This window comes from Streptomyces sp. NPDC126499, from assembly GCF_040302485.1.
Classification (GTDB): domain Bacteria; phylum Actinomycetota; class Actinomycetes; order Streptomycetales; family Streptomycetaceae; genus Streptomyces.
The window spans coordinates 41,111-59,998 of record NZ_JBEOUO010000009.1 but is presented as its reverse complement, the minus strand read 5'-3'; the positions used below and the strand labels follow the sequence as shown (position 1 = coordinate 59,998).

13 protein-coding genes and 1 pseudogene are annotated in these 18,888 nt (G+C 74.4%); 3 read left to right on the top strand and 11 right to left on the bottom strand.

From position 1 onward, the window contains the following. Window positions 1–110: 110 nt before the first annotated feature. The 6 genes and pseudogenes from ABTZ91_RS15350 to ABTZ91_RS15325 all read right to left on the bottom strand — a co-directional run. Entirely contained in the window at window positions 111–194 is an 84-nt protein-coding gene (locus ABTZ91_RS15350) for a putative leader peptide (protein WP_352077884.1), read from the bottom strand. Between the two features lie 166 nt (window positions 195–360). Further along, the gene (locus tag ABTZ91_RS15345) at window positions 361–930 is read right to left on the bottom strand and encodes a GNAT family N-acetyltransferase (protein WP_352077627.1); all 570 of its coding nucleotides are present in this window, start codon (window positions 928–930) and stop codon (window positions 361–363) included. Window positions 931–1,158: 228 nt separating this feature from the next. Continuing rightward, window positions 1,159–2,181, bottom strand: a complete 1,023-nt coding sequence (locus tag ABTZ91_RS15340; protein WP_352077626.1) for a LacI family DNA-binding transcriptional regulator — start codon at window positions 2,179–2,181, stop codon at window positions 1,159–1,161. A 22-nt stretch (window positions 2,182–2,203) separates the two neighbouring features. Further along, window positions 2,204–3,037, bottom strand: coding sequence for an ATP-binding cassette domain-containing protein (locus tag ABTZ91_RS15335; RefSeq protein ID WP_352077625.1), 834 nt, complete (start codon window positions 3,035–3,037; stop codon window positions 2,204–2,206). After that, window positions 3,034–4,047 (bottom strand): ABC transporter permease, encoded by a 1,014-nt coding sequence (locus tag ABTZ91_RS15330; RefSeq protein ID WP_407077967.1) that lies wholly within the window; start codon window positions 4,045–4,047, stop codon window positions 3,034–3,036. Before ABTZ91_RS15330 ends, ABTZ91_RS15335 begins: the two co-directional genes overlap by 4 nt. Before the next feature lie 18 nt (window positions 4,048–4,065). Continuing rightward, window positions 4,066–4,971: pseudogene (locus tag ABTZ91_RS15325) on the bottom strand (substrate-binding domain-containing protein); the annotation flags it as partial. Window positions 4,972–5,121: 150 nt separating this feature from the next. On the opposite strand from ABTZ91_RS15325, the gene ABTZ91_RS15320 reads away from it, so the two are divergent. Both ABTZ91_RS15320 and ABTZ91_RS15315 read left to right on the top strand, forming a co-directional pair. Further along, complete coding sequence (locus ABTZ91_RS15320) at window positions 5,122–7,155, top strand: GH32 C-terminal domain-containing protein (RefSeq protein WP_352077624.1); 2,034 nt, start codon at window positions 5,122–5,124, stop codon at window positions 7,153–7,155. Window positions 7,156–7,391: 236 nt separating this feature from the next. After that, window positions 7,392–8,348, top strand: coding sequence for a carbohydrate kinase (locus ABTZ91_RS15315; RefSeq protein WP_352077623.1), 957 nt, complete (start codon window positions 7,392–7,394; stop codon window positions 8,346–8,348). 121 nt (window positions 8,349–8,469) lie between these two features. Here the strand turns inward: ABTZ91_RS15315 and ABTZ91_RS15310 are convergent, their stop codons facing one another. From ABTZ91_RS15310 to ABTZ91_RS15300, 3 genes are all read right to left on the bottom strand, one after another. Beyond that, window positions 8,470–8,979: a hypothetical protein gene (locus tag ABTZ91_RS15310; protein WP_352077622.1), complete on the bottom strand. Its 510-nt coding sequence runs from the start codon at window positions 8,977–8,979 to the stop codon at window positions 8,470–8,472. 160 nt (window positions 8,980–9,139) lie between these two features. Continuing rightward, window positions 9,140–10,468, bottom strand: a complete 1,329-nt coding sequence (locus tag ABTZ91_RS15305; protein WP_352077621.1) for a GAF domain-containing protein — start codon at window positions 10,466–10,468, stop codon at window positions 9,140–9,142. 463 nt (window positions 10,469–10,931) lie between these two features. Beyond that, on the bottom strand, window positions 10,932–12,578 hold the full coding sequence (locus tag ABTZ91_RS15300) for an acyl-CoA dehydrogenase family protein (RefSeq protein WP_352077620.1): 1,647 nt from the start codon (window positions 12,576–12,578) through the stop codon (window positions 10,932–10,934). A 17-nt stretch (window positions 12,579–12,595) separates the two neighbouring features. Between ABTZ91_RS15300 and ABTZ91_RS15295 the strand changes: the two genes are divergently transcribed. Next, entirely contained in the window at window positions 12,596–13,720 is a 1,125-nt protein-coding gene (locus tag ABTZ91_RS15295; protein ID WP_345484911.1) for a YihY/virulence factor BrkB family protein, read from the top strand. A 96-nt stretch (window positions 13,721–13,816) separates the two neighbouring features. Here ABTZ91_RS15295 and ABTZ91_RS15290 read toward each other — a convergent pair whose 3' ends face one another. Next, window positions 13,817–17,830 (bottom strand): SAV_2336 N-terminal domain-related protein, encoded by a 4,014-nt coding sequence (locus ABTZ91_RS15290; protein ID WP_352077619.1) that lies wholly within the window; start codon window positions 17,828–17,830, stop codon window positions 13,817–13,819. Further along, on the bottom strand, window positions 17,820–18,869 hold the full coding sequence (locus tag ABTZ91_RS15285) for a MoxR family ATPase (protein ID WP_352077618.1): 1,050 nt from the start codon (window positions 18,867–18,869) through the stop codon (window positions 17,820–17,822). Before ABTZ91_RS15285 ends, ABTZ91_RS15290 begins: the two co-directional genes overlap by 11 nt. Window positions 18,870–18,888 lie beyond the last annotated feature (19 nt).

Sequence of the window (18,888 nt, the reverse complement as noted above, 5' to 3'; positions counted from 1 at the left end):
GGGACTGCGGGAGGGCGGCTCTGACCTGCACACTCGCGCTCGGTACGGAGGGTGGCGCGACGGTGGCAGGGACAGGACTTCAGAAGAGATGTGCGGCGGTGCTGGTTCTCTCAGCGCGCCGAACACATGGCGCTGGACATGCGGCCGAGGTCGACGTGCCGCCGACTCACCAAGGCAATTCCAGTTCCAGACATGACGGAAGCGTGTCACGGGACTTTGGACCCAGTCCAGCTTCGTCCAGAATATGGACATGACTGTCTCGGTGTGCGAGATGGTGTGGTGTGGGTCACGCGAAAGGGGCCCTGTTCAGGGCCCCTTTGACGGCCCGAAGGCCGAGGGTGCGGGATCGCCCGGGATCCTTCAGGCGTACGCGCCCGGCCACGGGCCCGGGTTCTCGGCCTCCTCGGTCTGCTCGACGTTGGTGTCGAACAGCCGGAAGCCGCGGCGCTCGTAGTTGGCCATCGCGTGCTCGCCGTCGAGCGAGCAGGTGTGCAGCCACACCCGCCGGGTGGGCTCCCGGTCCGGCCAGCGCTCGGCCAGGTCCCAGGCCCGCTCCACCCCGTACGACAGGAGGTGGCCGCCGATCCCCCGGCCGCGGAAGGCCGGGATCAGGCCGAAGTACACGATCTCCACCACGCCGTCGGGCTGCGCCTCCAGCTCCACGTACCCGGCCGGCGTCCCCTTCTCGTACGCGACCCAGATCTCGGCGCCCGGCCGCTCCACTATCTCCCGCCACTGCGCGTAGGTCAGCGGCAGCCGGTCGGTCCAGCGGATGTCGCCGCCGACCGCGGTGTAGAGGAAGCGGCTGAACTCCGGCGAGGGCACCTCGGCCCGCACGATCCTCAGGTCCCCGCCCTCGGGCGCGGGGACCGGGCGCAGGTCGGACGGGGAGGTCTGTTCGAGGGACCAGGTGGTGAGAGTGATGCTCATGGCTTCATCGCATCATGCGGAGGATCGGATTCCCACCGTGTTCGGTCCTGGCGGAATGCTGTCCGCATGGCGGACAGCCTGTCCGAGAGACGGGTGGCGGCCCGGTCGGGCGGCCCGGAGGCTTCGTGCGGCCCCGGGCCCGGCGGGCGGGAGGCTTCGTGCGGCCCCGGGCCCGGCGGGCGGGAGGCGGGTGGCGCCCCGGTCGGGCGGCCGCCGCCCCGCGTCCGGTCACCCCGCCGGTGGCCGCAGCTCGCCCGAGCCGCGCGGCACCAGCGTCACCGGCACCGTGCGGGTCACCGCCCGCGAGCGGTCCCCGTCGAGCCGGGCGATCAGCTGCTCGGCCGCCGCCCGCCCGATCGCCGCCGGGTCCTGCGCCACGACCGTGAGGCCCGGCTCCAGGACACCCGCCAGCGGGATGTCGTCGAAGCCGACCAGGGCCACGTCCCGGCGGCCCGCCTCCGCGAGCGCCGGCACCACGCCGAGGGTGGCGAAGTTGTTCGCCGCGAACACCGCGGTCGGCGGATCGGCGAGGGCGAGCAGCCGCCGTACCGCCACGCCCGCCGCGTACGGATCGTGCGCCGTGACCACGAGCGCCGGATCGGGTGCGATGCCCGCCGCCTCCAGCGCCGCCAGGTAGCCGCGCTGCCGGGTCCTGCGGGTGTACAGCCGGGCCGGCCGGTCACCGACGAAGGCGATCCGCCGGTGCCCGTGGGCGATCAGATGGGCCACTCCCACCCGCGCCCCCTCCTCGTTCGCGCTGACCACCGCGTCCGCGGCGAGCCCCGAACCGGGCCGGTCGAGGAAGACCAGCGGAAGGCCGTCCTCCCGCTCCCGGCGCAGGAAGCGGTGGTCGCTCCCGGCGGCCGGCACCACGAGCAGGCCGCTGATCCGGCGGGCCAGGAAGGTGGTGATCAGCGCGTGCTCCGCCTCCTCCCGCTCGCCGGACGACCCCATGAGGAGGGTGAGCTCCCGGCCCCGTACGGCCTGCTCGACCCCGCCCGCGACCGTGCCGAAGAAGGGGTTGCCCATGTCCGGCACCACCAGGCCGACCGTCGAGTCCCGCGCCCCCACCCGCATGTTGCGGGCCATGAGGTTGGGCCGGAAACCCAGCTCCTCGACGACCGCGAGCACCTTCTCGCGGGTCGCCGCGGAGACCGGGCCGTCCTCGTTGAGCACCCGGGACACGGTCTTCGGGGTCACTCCGACCCGCGCCGCCACATCGGCCAGAGTCGGCCGCCGGGTGCCCGCCATGATCACCGTTCCTGTCGTCGGTTCAGCCCTTCACCGGCACCGTACCGCCGCCCGGCCCCTCCACCGTCAGCGCGCCCGTCATGATCGCCACGACCTCCGCCATCGAATGGTCCGCAGGCCGCAGCTGCGCCACCCGGCGACCGAGCCGCTGGACGTGGATCCGGTCCGCGATCTCGAAGACGTGCGGCATGTTGTGGCTGATCAGCACCACCGGCAGGCCCCGGTCACGGACCCGCCGGATCAGGTCGAGCACCTGCGCCGACTCCTTCACCCCGAGCGCGGCCGTCGGCTCGTCCATCACCACCACGTGCCGCGCCCAGGCGACCGCCCGGGCCACCGCCACGCCCTGCCGCTGGCCGCCGGAGAGCGTCTCCACGGCCTGGGTGTACGAGCGCAGCCCGATCCTCAGATCGGCCATGTGCGCCGCCGACTCCTCCCGCATCCGCTTCTTGTCCAGCATCCGCAGCACCGAGCCGAGCGGCCCGCGCCGCCGCACCTCCCGGCCCAGGAACATGTTGCTGGCGATGTCGAGCGAGGCCGCGACCGCCAGGTCCTGGTACACGGTCTCGATGCCGTGCCGGCGCGCGTCCAGCGGGTCGCGGAAGCGGACCGGCACGCCGTCGAGCTCGATCGTGCCCTCGTCGGGCTGGAGCGCCCCGGTCAGCGCCTTGATGAGGCTGGTCTTGCCGGCGCCGTTGTCGCCGATCACGGCGAGGACCTCGCCGGGCATCAGGTCGAAGTCGGCGCCGTCGAGCGCGGTGACCTGTCCGTACCGCTTGACGAGGCCGCGGGCGCGCAGCACGGGCGTCGGAGTCGTCGTCGCAGTCGTCGTGGGCGTGGGCGGGGGCGTGCTCATCGGCGGGCCTTCCTGCGGGAGAACTGGTCGACGGTCACGGCGAGGATCACCAGGCCGCCGGTGATCAGGGTCTGGTAGATCGACCCCACCCCCATGAGCTGGAGGCCGTTGCGGAAGACGCCCACGATCAGCGCCCCGACGAGGGTGCCGAGGACCGCGCCGCGCCCGCCGAAGAGGCTCGTGCCGCCGAGCACCACGGCCGTGATGGCGTCCAGGTTGTCGGTCTGGCCCGCCTTCGGGTCGCCGACGCCGGTGCGCGAGACCAGCAGCAGGGCCGCGATGCCGTAGATCACCCCGGCGAGGGTGTAGACGCCGAGCAGCAGGCGGGTGGTGCGGATGCCGGTGAGCCGGGCGACCTCGGGGCTGTTGCCGAGCGCGTAGGTGTGCCGGCCCCAGGCGGTCTGTCCCAGGAGGTAGGCGAAGGTGAGGAAGAGGACGATGGTGAGCACCGAGCCGTACGTGATGTCGGTGCTGCCCAGCGGGAAGGTCTCGCCCAGGCCGGTGAGCAGGGCGGGGAGTTCGGTGATCGTCTGCTCGTCGGAGTAGATGTGGGTGAGCGCGAAGGCGATGTTGAGCATGCCGAGCGTCACGATGAACGGCGGCAGCCTGACCTGGGTGACGAGCGCGCCGTTGGCGAGGCCGAACAGGGCGCAGACGCCGATGCCGGCCATCACCGCGAGCAGCGGCGGCAGGGTCCCGTCGGCGGCGAGCTTCGCCATCACGATGGAGCCGAAGGCCATGACCGCGCCGCACGACAGGTCGATGCCGGCGCTGAGGATGATCAGGGTCTGGCCGAGGGCGAGGGTGCCGACGACCATGACCTGCTGCACGACGAGGGAGAGGTTCCCGCCGGAGAGGAACTGGTCGCTCTGGAAGGAGAAGAAGAGACAGGCGGCCAGCAGGGCGACGAGCGGGCCCGCCGTGGGATGGGTGAACAGCTGCCGGCCGCGCGGTGCGGCCGTGGGCGGCGCGGGGGCGGCGCCCGCCGGGGCGGTGGTCGTGGTGGTCAAGGGTGCTCCTCGGAGGGCGGCGGCCTTGGTGCCGGTCCTGGCGTACGTGACGACGGCCTCGACGCCCTTGGCCGCCATCAGCAGCGGGTACTGCTGCGACGTGGCCGCGATCCTGCGGTCCTTGACGGCCCGGGTGCCGGTGCAGCCGCCGTCGACGGAGACGATCAGGACGTCCTTCTCCCGGCCCTTGGCCTTGAGCGCGGTGTACGCGCCGAGCGCGGCGGGCTCGTTGATGGTGTACACGATGTTCACGTCGGGGGCCTTCTGGAGGCAGTTCTCCATCGCCGTCTGGCCCTTGGCCTGGTCGCCGCCGGTGTCCTGGGAGCACACGAGGGCCGGGTCGCCCTCCTTGATGCCGAAGCCCTTGAGGAAGCCGTCGTGGCGCAGCTGCCCGACGGCCACGCCCGGGGCGAGGTCGAGGGTGGCGATCCTCGCCGGCCTGCCGGCCGTGACCGCCCTGGCGTAACGGCCGATCAGTTCCCCGGCCTTGAGGTTGTCGGTGGCGAAGAGCGCGTCGGCGGCGTCCTGGGGGTCGGTGGGGCTGTCGAGGGCGATGACGAGGACGCCCTTCTTCCGGGCCTGCTCGATCGCCGGGACGATGGCCTTGGAGTCGTTGGGCGTGATGAGGATGCCCTTGACGCCCGCGGCGACCATGTTCTGGATGGCCGTGACCTGGCCCTCGTTGTCGCCGTCGAACTTGCCCGCGGCGGTGGACAGTTCGGCGCCGGACTTCTCGGCGGCCCGCTCCGCGCCCTCCTTCATCTTCACGAAGAACGGGTTGGTGTCGGTCTTGGTGATCAGACCGACCTTGACGGCGCCGTTCCCGCCGCCGGATCCCTGCGCTCCCTCGCCGCAGGCGGTGAGCAGCAGGGTCGCGGCGATGAAGGACGTGGTGGTGCGCGGTATGCGCCGGGTGCGCTTCATGGCGCGGCTCCTCGGGGACGCAGGGATGTCGGCGTCGATGTCATCGTTGACTTATGTCAACGTTGACATCGACTGGCCAGGATGATGGACTCCGCGGCGAGCAACGTCAATGCCCCCTACTCGTCACGAGTTGGCAACGGAGGCTTCCGGATGAGCCGCTGGAAAGCACCGCACACCACCCTTCTCGCGGCGGCGCTCGTCGCCGCCGCCCTCCCCCTCACCACACCGGTGACAAGTCACGCCGCCACCCCCCGCGCCCTCCCGTCCGGGCCGGTCAACCCCGGCTTCGAGACCGGGGACCTGACCGGCTGGACCGCCTCGGGCACCGCCTTCGGGACCGGCGCCGTCACCGCCGCCACCACCTACTGGGGCGGCCCCTTCCACCACCGGGGCCGCCACCACCTCTGGGGCTTCGCCGCCGCCGGCGACGACGCCACCGGCACCCTCACCTCCTCGACCTTCGCCGCCCCCGCCCGGCTCAGCTTCCTCGTCGCCGGCGGCTGGGACCCCGAGCGCCTGTACGTCGCCCTGGTCAGGGACGCCGACGGAGCCCGGCTGCTCACCCAGACCGGCGTCGACGACGAGGCGTACGTACGCACCGTGTGGGACACCTCGGCCTGGCGCGGCCAGCCCGTCCACCTGGAGGTCGTGGACCGCAAGACCGGCGGCTGGGGCCACCTCAACCTCGACGACGTACGCGTCGGCGACGCCGCCCTGCGCGACGACAACGGCCTCGTCTTCCGGACCCTCGGCCAGGCCAACCAGCCCACCGCGCGGCGCGACTTCACCGCCGACCCGCTGCGGCCCCAGTTCCACTACACGCCCTACCAGGGCTGGATCAACGACCCCAACGGGCTGATCCAGTGGCGCGGCCGGCACCACCTGTTCAGCCAGTACCACCCAGACGCCCCCAAGTGGGGCCCGATGCACTGGGCGCACGCCGACGGCCCCGACGCCGTCCACTGGCGCGAACGGCCCGTCGCCCTCACCCCGCCGCCCCCGGCCACCCCCACCGACAACAGCGGCATCTTCAGCGGCAGCGCCGTCGACGACGACGGCACCCTCACCGTGGCCTACACCCGGTCCACCGACACCGCCGCCCACCCCGGCGCCACCCCCGAGACCGTCGAGATCGCCACCAGCACCGACGGCGTCACCTTCACCCCCGGCACCGAGGTCGTCTCCCAGGCCCCGCCCGGCTCCTCCGCCGGGTTCCGCGACCCCAAGCTGTTCCGCGACCCGCTCGACGGCCGCTGGAAGATGGTGGTCGGCTCCGGCGACGCCGGCCGCGGCAAGGTCCACCTCTACGCCTCCGACGACCTGCGGACCTGGACGTACGACGGCGTCCTCACCGAAGGCGACGGCAGCACCGGCGCCATGTGGGAGTGCCCCGACCTCTTCCCGCTGGACGGCCGGTGGGTCCTGCTGTACTCCACCAACGAGGGCGGGCAGTCCCTGCAGCGCTACGCCGTCGGCGACTACGACGGCCACCGCTTCACCGCCGAACGCCACGGGATCCTCGACGGCGGCGGCGACGCCTACGCCGCCCAGAGCTACCTCGACGACGCCGGACGCCGGCTGGCGACCGCCTGGATGAGCGACTGGAACGCCAAGGAACCGACCAGGATCGGCGGCTGGGCCGGCGCCCAGACCCTGCACCGCGAACTCTTCCTCACCCCCGACGGCCGGCTCGGCCAGCGGCCCGTCGCCGCCGCCGACTCCCTTGCCGCCGGACCGCCGACCACCGTCACCGGCAAGACGGTGCAGGGCAGTTGGCGGATCGGCCGGGGCGACAGCGCCCGCCTGAAGGCCGTCATCGACCTCGGCGCCACCACCGCCGACACGGTCACGCTCCGCCTCAAGGCGTCAGCCGCCGAGGCGACCGAACTGCGCTACGAGAAGTCCACCGGCACCCTCGCCCTCGACACCACCCGCGCCGGCTACGGCACCCCCGCCACGTACACCACCCACGTCACCCCGGGGCCCGGCGACACCCTCGCCCTCGACATCCTGATCGACCGCTCCTCCGTCGAGGTCTTCGCCGGCGACGGCAGCGCCCTCACCGCCCGCGTCCACCCCCGCTACCGGGACTCCGACGCCGTCGAGTTCACCGCGCCGACCGGCCGGATCCGGCTGGTCAGCGCCTCCCTGACCCCGCTCGGTTCCGCCGTCCTCACCGACTGACACCCGCCCGGAGGGCCGGCGGCCCGCCCCGCCGTCGGGCAGCCGGCCGGGCCCGGGCCCGGATCCGGCTCCCGTACGGCCTCGGTCCGGCTCCCGTACGTCCTGGTCCGGCTCCCGTACGGGCCCCGGCCCGGCTTCCGTACGGCTCCCGTACGGGCGCCGCCCGGCCCCGGCCTCGCACGGGCGCCGCCCGCCCTCCGGTCCCACACCCGCCCGCTCATCGAAAGGCACCCCGCATGACCGCGACCCGCCGCCCCGTGGCCGTACTCGGCGAATGCGTCGCCGACGCCTTCGTCGCCCCCGACGCGACCGGAGGAACGGGCCTCCGGCTCGACGTACTGCCGGGCGGCGGGCCCGCGAACACCGCCGTCGCGCTCGCCCGCCTCGGCACCCCCACCCATCTCGTCGCCCGCCTCTCCGGCGACGTCTTCGGCGGGCTCTTCCGCCGCCGCCTGGCCGCGTCCGGCGTCCGCACCGACCTGTGCCCGGACGCCGCCGAACCCAGCACCCTCGCCGTCGCCGACCTCGGCCCCGACGGCGCCGCCGTCTACTCCTTCCACGCCGAGAACACCGCCGACTGGCAGTGGACCCGACAGGAGCTCGCCCCCGTCCGCCGCGCGGCCCCCGCCTGTCTGCACACCGGCTCGCTCGCCCTGGTCCGCGCACCCGGCGCCGCCGCCGTCGAGGAGCTCCTCGCGGAGCTGCGGCCCACGACCACGATCTCCCTCGACCCCAACGTCCGCCCGCTGCTCGTCGCGCCCGCCCGCTACCGCGCCCGGCTCCCGCACTGGTGCGCCCTCGCCGACGTCCTGCGGCTGAGCGAGGACGACCTGGCCCACCTCCACCCCGGCACCGCACCCGAGGCCGCCTGCGACACCTGGCACCGCGCCGGGGTCCCGCTCGTCGTCGTCACCCTCGGGGGCGCCGGCGCCCTCGTCTCGTACGACGGCGTGCGCACCCACGTCCCCGCCCCGCCCGTGGACGTCGTCGACACGGTCGGCGCCGGCGACGCCTTCACGGCCGGCCTCCTGCACCGCCTCCACACGGCCGGCGCGCTCGGTGGCCGCCTCGACGCCCTCGCCCCCGCCCTGCTGCACGAGGCCGTGGCCTTCGGCACCCGGGTCGCCGCCACCACCTGCACGGTCCGCGGCGCGAACCCGCCCTGGGCGCAGGACCTGGCGAGCACGGTCTGACACCAGGAGGGCGGTCCGGACATGGGGAGGGTGATCCGCCACCGCGAGGGGGGGTCCCACACCGCGCGAAGGCCCCCGGCCGCAGCCGGGGGCCCGCTCACGTGTCTCGGCTCAGCCCGTGTCAGCCGATGGTGCGGTCGGCGTCGACGACGACGCAGCGCGTGTACTCGGAGCCGTCACCGCTGCCGGTGTACGGGGTGGTGGCCTCGCCCTGCTTCGACGTACCGCCCTCGACCCGCAGGTCCTTGATCTCGGCCAGCGCCAGGTTGGCGGCGCTCGAACCCTCGGCGCCCTTGAACTGCAGGGTGACGTCGTAGAGGTACGCCGACGAGTCGCTGTTGGTGACGGTCACCTTGGCGACCAGGTTCTTGCGGTCGGCGCTCAGGGCGCAGTCGTCGATGCGGACATCGCGCTGCGCACGGTCCTTCGACGAGCCCCCGACGCCCCCCGAGGTGACACCACCGGAGCTGGAGCCGTTGCTGTCGGAACCGCTGCCGGAGCTGCCGGAGCTGCTGGAACTGTTCGAGTCGTGGCCACCGCCGCAGCTTCCGCCGCTGGAGCCGCGGGCGCCGGTGAGGGCGACCAGGGCGATTCCGAAGACGGCGACAGCGCGGACATGACGAAGCTTCACGCTTCAACCCCCGTTGAGTGTTCTGCAGATGTGCGTGTGCAAGGAAAGGCGCCCGTTTGACGAGCGCACGTCACCCTACTGGATCCCGGCAGGGCCCGATGACACGCGCCGCCCAGGCGTCCGCCTGTCCCGGCGCGTCCGCCTGTCCCGTGCTCCCCTCCTATCCCGCGTTCCCTGCCTGTCCCGTGCTCCCTGCCTGGCCCGCGCGGGCCGCGCGGACCGCCGGGGCCGTGGAGTGGGGGAGGAGGTCGACCGGGCGGGGCGGGGTGACGACCTCGACCTCGACCTCCTCGCTGAAGCGGTACGGGCGGTGGGCGAGGACCCCCGCCAGGTTGCGGCGCACCCGCGACAGCTCCGCCCGGACCGTCACCGTCCGGGTCCGGTCGCCGAACACGTCCTGGGCCAGGTCCGCCGCCGTCCGCCCCTCCGGGTGCAGGGCGAGCAGATAGAGCAACTCCGCGTGGCGCGGACTGAGCTCCTGCGACCAGCTGCCGGCCGCGCCCGACACCGCCACCGTCCAGCGGCGCGGCCGGCTCAGGTCGAGGACCACCCGGCTCGCCGCGCCCGAGCCGGCACCGGCCGGCGCCGTCTCCGACTCGACCCGCAGCAGCCAGCCGCCCGGCAACGGCTCCACCGCGCACATCCCCAGCGACGGCAGCCACACCCGCCCGGCCCGGAAGGACTTGGGCAGCGCCAGCCGGTCCACCGGCGCCATCCCGGTGACCGCCGCCGTCCAGCCGTGCGTGTCCACCGCGATCGCCCGGCCGCCCACCCGGCACAGGATCGGCGCGGCCACCGAACGCAGCCGCTCGATCGACCGCAGGTGCCGCTGCCGCATCTCCGCCTCCGCCAGCTGCGCCACCGAGGCCACCAGCGCCAGCGTCGCCGGATGGAAGCTGGACGCCGGACCGCTCACGTCCACGATGCCGAGCAGCCGCTGGTCGCGCGGGTCGTGCACGGGCGCGGCGGCGCAGGTCCAGTTGTGCAGCTGGTGGACGTAGTGCTCGGCCGAGTGCACCTGCACGGCCTTGCCCATGGCGAGCGCCGTGCCCACCGCGTTCGTCCCGGTGTCGTGCTCGCTCCAGGCCGCGCCCTCCTCCAGACAGATCCCGTGGGCCTGGCGCAGCACCGCCATGTTGCCCTCCCGCCACAGCACCCGGCCCTGCTCGTCCGTCACCACCATGATCTGCATGGAGGCGTCGGCGATCCCGGCGAGACCCGCGCTGAGCGTCCGCATCACCTCGCCGAGCGCCGTCGTCCGGCGCCGCTCCTCCAGTTCGTCGCGCCGCAGCAGCACACTGCTCGTGCCCTGGTCGGGGTCGAGGCCGAGCCGGAACATCCGCTGCCACGACGCGTCGATCACCGGACGCGGCGCCACCGGCGGGGTCCGGCCGGACAGGGTCGCCTCGCGGACCTTGAGCAGCAGCCGCGTCGCCTGGGCGGAATCCATGGCGGCCAGCCGGTTCAGGTCGAGCTGAGTGTTGTTCATCGGTCCCTCCCAGCCACCGCGGTGCCGTATCGGCGTCGGATCGGTGCTGTCCTGCTGCGGTATCTCTGCGGTATCCGTGCTGTATCGGTTCTGCACTGTGTGCGTCCCGGCGCCCATCGTGCCGCGCCGCAGTGCCGCACGCGGGGCGCTTCGGGTAATCCTGCAACCCTTTGCAACTCTGGCGACGCCCGCCCCCGTACAGGAGGGTGGAACCGAAGCGGAGGGTGGTGCCGTGTCGGCGCAGCACCACCCTCCGCTCTTCCGCGCGTGCCGACCCCCTCAGGTCCACCCCTGGCACGCGCGGCACAACACACCACCGTCACCCCCGAGGCGGTCCCCGCGAACGGACGTTCAACCCGTCAGCGCGGACCCGTCTCCGTCAGCCCGTCTGTGTGGACCCGTCTCCGTCGGCCCGTATGCGCGGACCCTTCTCCGTCGGTCCGTGTGCGGGGACCCGTCCCCGTCAATCCGTGTCCACGGGCCGCGCCCGCTCCACCACCGTCGCCAGGTCCAGCGTGTGCGGCAGCGTCCCGAACGACGTCCCCCAGTCCCCGCCCAGCCGCGAGGCGCAGAACGCGTCCGCGACCTCCGGTGGCGCCCACCGCACCAGCAGCGCCCCCTGGAGCACCCGCGCCATCCGCTCCACGAGGCGGCGCGCCCGCGCCTCGATCCCCTCCAGGTCCGCCAGTTCGGCCAGCAGGTCCCGGATCGCCCGGTCGAGCCGGTGATCCGCCCCGCGGGCCCGCCCGACCTCCTCCAGGAACGCGTTCAGCGCCGCCGGCTCCCTCTGCAGTGCCCGCAGCACGTCCAGGGCCTGCACGTTCCCCGCGCCCTCCCAGATCGAGTTCAGCGGCGACTCCCGCAGCAGCCGCGGCAGCCCCGACTCCTCCACGTACCCGTTCCCGCCCAGGCACTCCAGCGCCTCCGCCACCACCGGCGTGCACCGCTTCGTCACCCAGTACTTCGCCACCGGCACCGCGACCCGCAGCAGCGCCCGCTCCTGCTCCGCGTCCGCGTCGTACGCCGCCGCCAGCCGCAGCCCGAGCACCGTCGCCGCCTCCGACTCGAGCGCCAGATCGGCCAGCACGTTCCGCATCAGCGGCTTGTCGACGAGCAGCCCGCCGAACGCCCTGCGGTACGAGGCGTGGTGCACGGCCTGCGCCACCGCCTGCCGCATCAGACCCGCCGAGCCCAGCACGCAGTCGAGCCGGGTCGCCGCCACCATCCCGATGATCGTGCGCACCCCCCGCCCCTCCTCGCCGACCCGGCGCGCCCACGTCGTCCCGTCGAACTCCACCTCGGCGGACGCGTTCGACCTGTTGCCCAGCTTGTCCTTGAGCCGCTGGATCAGGAACGTGTTCCGCGTCCCGTCCGGCAGCACCCGGGGCACCAGGAAGCAGGTCAGCCCCGCCGGGGCCTGCGCGAGCACCAGGAAGCCGTCCGACATCGGGGCCGAGCAGAACCACTTGTGCCCCGTCAGCACGTACTCCCCGTCGGCCGCCAGCGGCTCCGCCCGGGTCGTGTTCGTCCGTACGTCGCTGCCGCCCTGCTTCTCCGTCATGCCCATCCCGAGCAGCACGCCCGCCTTCTCCAGCGGCGGCCGCAGCCCCTGCTCGTACACCCGCGAGGCGAGCAGCGGCTCCCACGCCGCCGCGAGCTCCGGCTCGGCCCGCAGCGCCGGCACCGCCGCGTGCGTCATCGACAGCGGACACAGGTGCCCCGCCTCCACCTGCGTGGCCAGGACGAAACCCGCCGCCCGCCACACATGACCACCCGGACGGCCCCATGCGCCGCCCGAGAGACCCGCCGTCACCGCCCGGCCGAGCAGCCGGTGCCACGACGGATGGAAGTCGACCTCGTCGATCCGGTTGCCGTACCGGTCGTGGGTGCGCAGCCGTGGCGGACACTCGTTCGCGAGCGCCCCCCACCCCTGCGCCTGTGCCGAGCCCGCCGACACTCCGAAGGAGGTCAGGTGCCCGATCGCCTCGCCGTACACGTCCGGCGGCAGATGCCGCTCGACGGCCTCCGCGAGGGCCCGATCGGACGTGAACATGTCGTACGCCACCAGGGGCGGAGCCTGGTTGGTCACGGTGTGGGTGCCGGCTGCCATGCCGATACGGTAAGGAGGTGCAGGCAGCAAACGAAACACCCGAACGACCCGAGCGGCGGCCCTGGAGCCGGCTCCACCGAGCCCGCGTCCTGTACCGCAACGTCTCCAAGCGCAAAATGGTCTGGCTGCTCCTCAAGGACACGGTCAACTCGTGCATCGAGTACCGCATCCTCGGCCTCGCCGCCGAAGCCGCCTTCTTCACCCTGCTGTCGCTGCCGCCGCTGCTGCTCGGCCTGATCGCCCTCCTCGGCTACGCCGACGAGTGGACCAACACCGACACCGTCGCCAGCATCGAGGAGAACATCCTCCACGCCGCCCGGACGGTCCTGTCCGACCGGGGCGTCAACGAGATCGCCCGGCCCCTCCTGGAGGACGTCACCCACGGCAAGCGGCCCGACCTGATCTCCCTCGGCTTCGCCATCGCCCTGTGGTCCGGCTCCCGTGCCGTCAACGTCTTCATCGACACCATCACCGTCATGTACGGCCTCGACGGCCACCGCGGCATCGTGAAGACCCGGCTGCTGGCCTTCCTGCTCTACATCATCGCCCTGATCATCGGCGCCGTCGTCCTCCCGCTGGCGGTCGTCGGCCCGGACCGGGTGGTGGAGTTCGTCCCCTTCGGTACGGAGGTCGTCTCCGTGCTGTACTGGCCGGCCGTCATCCTGCTGTCCATCGCCTTCCTGACGACGCTGTACCACGTGTCCGTGCCGGTGCGCTCGCCGTGGATCGAGGACATCCCCGGCGCCCTCGTGGCCCTGGCGATGTGGGTCCTCGGCAGCTTCCTGCTGCGCATCTACCTGACCAGCCAGGTCGAGGGGCCCACCATCTACGGCTCCCTCGCCGCCCCCATCGCCGTCCTCCTCTGGATCGGCATCTCCGCCTTCGCCGTGCTCGTCGGCGCCGCCGTCAACGCGGCCATCGACCGCGTCTGGCCCTCCGTCGCCACGGCCGCCGCCCGCGAGGCCAACGAACGCGCCCGCGCCGTCCAGGCGGCCGAACTGATGGCCCGCCTCCGCGCGGAGGCGGAGGACGTGGACGAGGACGACCCCGACATGCCGTCGGAGTTCCCCGAACGCTGGTCGCGGTTCCTGCCGCCGGACGACGTGAAGTCGCGGCTGCACGCGGGGTGGGAGAAGGACTGACAGCGGGTTGCCCGCGGCCGGTCAGGTCCGGTCAGGTCAGATGAGGTGAGGTGAGGTCAGGTCAGGCCAGGTCAGGTCAGATGAGGTCAGGCCAGGTCAGGTCACCGGCCCCGGGCGTCGGACGACCACCACGTGCTGCCAGCCCTCCGCCGTTTCCGTGACCGTGCCGAAGTTCCGGCGCAGGCCGCGCGGCAGCCTCGCCCGCACGCGATGGGACACCAGGACCGTCACGATCAGCAGCGCGGCCTCGCGCTCCGCCGCCGTGGGCTCCCGGCCGACCGCCGCCAGGGACACCCCGGCGGCCTCGGTGCCCTCGTGGACGACGACATCGACCCGTACCGGCGCGACCGTACGGCCGGTGCCGGCGGCGGACAGCCGGGAGGCGAGCGCGTCCGGAAACTCCTCCACCGCCCACGCCACCAGTTCCGCCGCGTCGAGTCCCGGCGAGAGGGACGCTCGCAGGGAACCGTCCGTGTGCGGCTGGACCCGGCCGAAGGACAGGGGGCCCAGCCGATCGCGGACCAGGGCGTCCAGGTCGGTGATCAGCGTGCTCGGGACGGCCCGGGTGCCGGAGCGCCGGCGGACCAGCAGCACGCCCCGCGCGGTCCGCGGTGGCGTGTCCAGCTCCGCCGCCTGCTCGGCGAGGTCCTCGCGGAAGGCACGCAGCCGGTCGCGCTCCCGCGCCGCCCACGGCCCCGGCACCCCGTCGAGCGGGTCCCCGTACCAGAGGGTGAGCGCCGCACCGAGCGCGTGGCGTGCCGCGTTCCGGTCACCGCGCCGCAGCGCCTCGGCGGCCTGCTCGGCGAGGGCCTCCGCCCGGAGCAGGTCCAGGGAGCCCGGCCCGACGGCCAGCCGGTAGGCCCCGTGGAGCAGTTCCACCGGATGGCCGAGGTCGCGCAGCCGCAGGGCGTACGTCAGCGGCTCCTCCGCCGGCGTCCCGGGCACGGCCGCGCGCAGCTCGGCCTCCCCGACCGGCTCCCCCCGTGCCGCGAGCAGCCGGCACAGGAAGGCGCTGTTGCGGTACGAGGCCTCCGTGGCGTCCTCGCCCCCGACCGTCGCACGCGGCGGCCCGAGCAGTCCGTAGACGACGTCCGCGGCCGCCGGGCCCGGCCCTTGGTGGAGGCCGTCCAGGGCCGCTGCGCCGCTCTCGCGTGCCTCCGGCCGTTTCGCCAGCAGCGCCCGCACCGCGGCGGCCAGCGCCGGCGGGGTCTGCGGGCGCAGACGGCCCGGGTCGGCCGGTTCGGTCTCGGCGTGGTGCCGGAGCACCGTCCCCAGGTCGTCGTCGGTGAACGGCGGGGCGCCGGTCAGCATCTCGAAGAGGAGGCACCCGAGGGCGTAGAGGTCCGTGGCGGGGGTGGGTTCCGCGTGCTGCCGTTCCGGGGCGAGATAGCGCGCGGTGCCCCGCAGGGGCCGGACGCCGGGAGCCGGGTCACGGGGGAAGAGCCCCGGGGTGTCCGGGCCCGGGTCGCCGTCGTCCGCGTACGGCCAGCGCAGTCCGTGGTCGCGCAGCCGGGGCGCGTCGGTGTCGGCGCCGAGCACCTTGGAGGGCGTGAGGTCGCCGTGGACGGCTCCCTGCCGATGGAGCGTCCGCAGACCGCCGAGCACCGCCTGGCCGATCCGTACCGCCTCCTCGACCGGCAGCGGACCGGAGGCGTCGAGGTACCGGCGCAGCGAACGCCCCTCGACCAGCTCGGTCACCAGGCAACAGCCCGTGCCGAACGCGACGACGTCGAGCACGGGGACCAGGCCGGGGCCCGCCTCCGTCTCCACGAAGTGCCGGATGACGGCCGACACCACCGCGTCCGTGTCCGTCGCGCCCGGGGGACGCTCACCCGGGGGAGGGAAGGAGCGGTACGCCAGGGCGACCGGCCGCTCCAGACGGCGGTCGTAGCCGCTCCACACCCGGCTGCCGACGCCTCCGAGCCGGGCGCCGGTCTCGTACCGCTCGCCGAGGGCGGCCGGCGGGTCGGCATGCGGCGGATCCTCACGCTGCGGATCCTCGCGCTGTGGATCCTCGCGCGGCGGGTGCGCCCCGGGCGGGACCGCCGACGGCGGATCCGCGGGCGGTGGGCCGCCGGCCGACGGGACGTCGGCCCCGTACAGGGCGCCGCCGGCGGGCGGGCCGCTGCCGTCCCCGTACGGCGGCCGGTCACCGTCCCCGTACGGCGGGCGGCCGTCGTCCTCGTACGGCGGGCGGATCCCGGCGCCGATCGGCGCGGCCCGCTCCGGCCCCCGCAGCATCCGCAGGCACTCCTCGCTCACCAGCGCGAACGGCCGCCCCACCGCCCGCTCGCCGTCCTGCCCGGCGAGGCACTCCACCAGCGCCCGGAACTCGCCCGGCAGCCTGCCCGCGCGGGACTCGATCTCGGTGCTGACGCGGGCCAGGAGCCGCGCCGTGGAGACCATGGACGTGTGGGGCAGGGCGGTGAGCAGGGCCTCGCGGACCCCGGGACGGAAGTCGTACGCACCGGGGGGCGCGTCCGGGTGGGCGACGAGCATGCCGCTGAGCACGACCTCGGCGAGGTGCCGGGGTTCGGGCCGCCGCTCGACGGCCGCCTGCACAAGACGCATCACCGGAAGGTGCGCCGAGCCGACCGCCAGGTGCGCAGCCAGCCGGAAGGCCTGCGGCGAGGCGAGCGCGTGGAAGCGCAGCACCAGCTCCTTCGGGTCGGCGTCCTCGGGGGTGAGGGCGTCGTTCGGCGGGGCGGGGGCGGCCGGGGTCACGAAGGCCGCGGCGCCCGGCACCTCCGTACCGGCCACGGAGGCGACCAGGGCGGCCCAGTGGCCCAGCCAGACGTCCGAGGTCTCGAGCACGGGCACGGGCACGCCCGGCGGGGCGTGACCGTCGTCGTACGGCTCGAAGGCCAGGGCCGTGTTGGGCACGCCCGCCGCGGGGGACGCGAACCGGCCCGGCACCGTCGGCGCCGCGGTGTGCCGCCACAGCCGTTCGGGCAGCGGCTGGAGCAGCGCGACCGGCATCTCCGCGGCCAGGGCCGCGAGCGTGGTCCGCCAGCGCACTCCGGCCGGGCCGTCGCGCCACTGCGGTCCCATGGCGTCGCTGACCACCAGGACCGCGGTGCGCCCCCGCTCCCGGTGGCGCGGCGGCAGCCGGCCGTCCGCGCCGAGCGCCAGCACGTCGAGGGTGCGGAAGGAGCCGGTCTGGGCGAGGGCGGTGTGCAGCTCGTGGACCAGCGGCCGCCAGATGGCCATGGTGGGGCCGGTGTCGTGGACGATCCGCAGGTGCAGCCAGCGTTCGCGCCGGGGCCGCAGCACCGGAAGCCACAGCAGCCGGCGGGGTCCGGACGGTCCGGGTGCGCGGGGTGGACCGGAGGGGCCGGGCGGTCCGAGCGGGCCGGGCGGATCGGAGGGGCTGGGCGGATGGGAGGGGCCGAGAGGGCCGGGCGGATCGGAGGGGCCGAGTGGGCCGGACGGGTCGGAGGGGCCGAGAGGGCCGGACGGGCCGAGTGGGCCGAGGGCGGCGATCCGGTCGGCGGTCGCCGCCTCGTCCAGCTCCCAGCCGTCCGTGGCCGGTACCGTGCGCCGCAGCGGACGCAGCGCACGCTGGAGCGCGAGCGGTCCGGCCAGCATCGGCGGCGCCGGCGCCAGCAGACCGGCGTGCCCCGCACGCTCCTCGGTGACGGGGCCGGACCCGCACGCCGGGGTGCGCAGCGGCACCCGGGGCGAGGCGTCCGGGACGGCGGGCGGTTCGGGCGGTGGTGGGGCGGTCGGCGCCGTGGGGCCTTCGCGCGGAGATGACGGCTTCGGCGGCTTGTCGACGTCGACCGGCATGCCAGGAGGGAGGTGAGGCGTCCCGGATCCTCGCCGGTCGGTCCCCGTGAGGAACCCGGTCGGGCCGTCCATCTGGCGGGCCAGCCAGAGGAGCTCGGCCAGTTCACGCCCGGTCGGTGGCTCCTGTCCCGCCCGGCCGAGCAGACCGGCGAGGGCGCTCAGCGCACGCGACCACCCCTCGTCGACCGTACGCCCCGCACCGCCCGTACCGCCCGTGCGCTCCGCACCGCCCGTACGCCCCTCGTCGCGCCCATCGCCCGTACGCCCCTCGTCGCGTCCGTGCCCCGCGCCGCCCTCGCCGTCCGCCGCGTCAGAAGTCATCGGTGTCCCAGGATTCCGTGACCCGGCCGAGATACGGCATCAGCGCCTTCGCCAGCTCCTCCAGCGAGGACGCCTCCAGGCCCGAAGTCCGGGTGAGGTAGATGGCGTTGAGCAACTGGTCGGTGGCGAGCTCGCCCGCGCTGCCCCGGTGCAGGAACGTGTCCACGAGCGCGCGGTCCCGCTCGTCGAGCTCGCCGAGGTGGGCCCGCACGATGTCCTCCAGTTGCTCGCGCACCGGTTGCCGCAGTTCGAGGCGCACACAGCGGCGCAGGAAGGCGGGCGGGAACTCCCGCTCACCGTTGCTGGTCAGCACCACGAACGGGAAGGCCCGGCAGCGCACTTCCCCGTGCCGTACCGGCACCCGCTCCTCCGAGTCGGCCACCATCACCTCGGCCTCCGGGTGCGAGCGTGCCGCCCGGACCAGCTCCGGGATCTCGTACTGCCCCTCCTCCAGGATGTGCAGCAGGTCATTGGGCAGGTCGAGGTCGGACTTGTCGATCTCGTCGATGAGCAGCACGCGCGGACGCTCGTACGGCAGCAGCGCGGTGCCCAGCGGGCCGAGCCGCAGATGGTCCTCGATCCTCGCCTCGTCGGAGCCGGCCGCCCCGCCCGCCCCGCCCGCCCCGCCCGCACCACCGGCCCCGCCCCGGCCGGCCGCGTAGAGCCGTGAGAGCGGGTCGTAGCGGTACAGCCCGTCCGTGAGCGTCGTGCGGCTGGTGATGTTCCAGCGCAGCACCCGGCCGAGCCGCAACTCCCGCGCCACCGCGTACGGGAGGCTGGACTTGCCGCTTCCCGGCGGGCCGGTGACCAGCAGCGGCCGCCGCAGATACAGGGCGGCGTTCACCCACCGCACCGTCTCCGCGGTGGGCTGGTAGGTCCGGGCCCGGTGGCTCCGTCCCGGAGCCCCGCCGTCCTCCTCCTCCCGCGCCGGCGGCAGTGCGGGGCCGCCGTCGAACCGCCGCCACGGCGGCGGCGCCGGCAGCGCGTCGATGCCGTCGTGCGGCGCGCTCGATCCGGTGTAGACCGGCCAGAGGGACATGTGCACGTCTCCAGGGGGT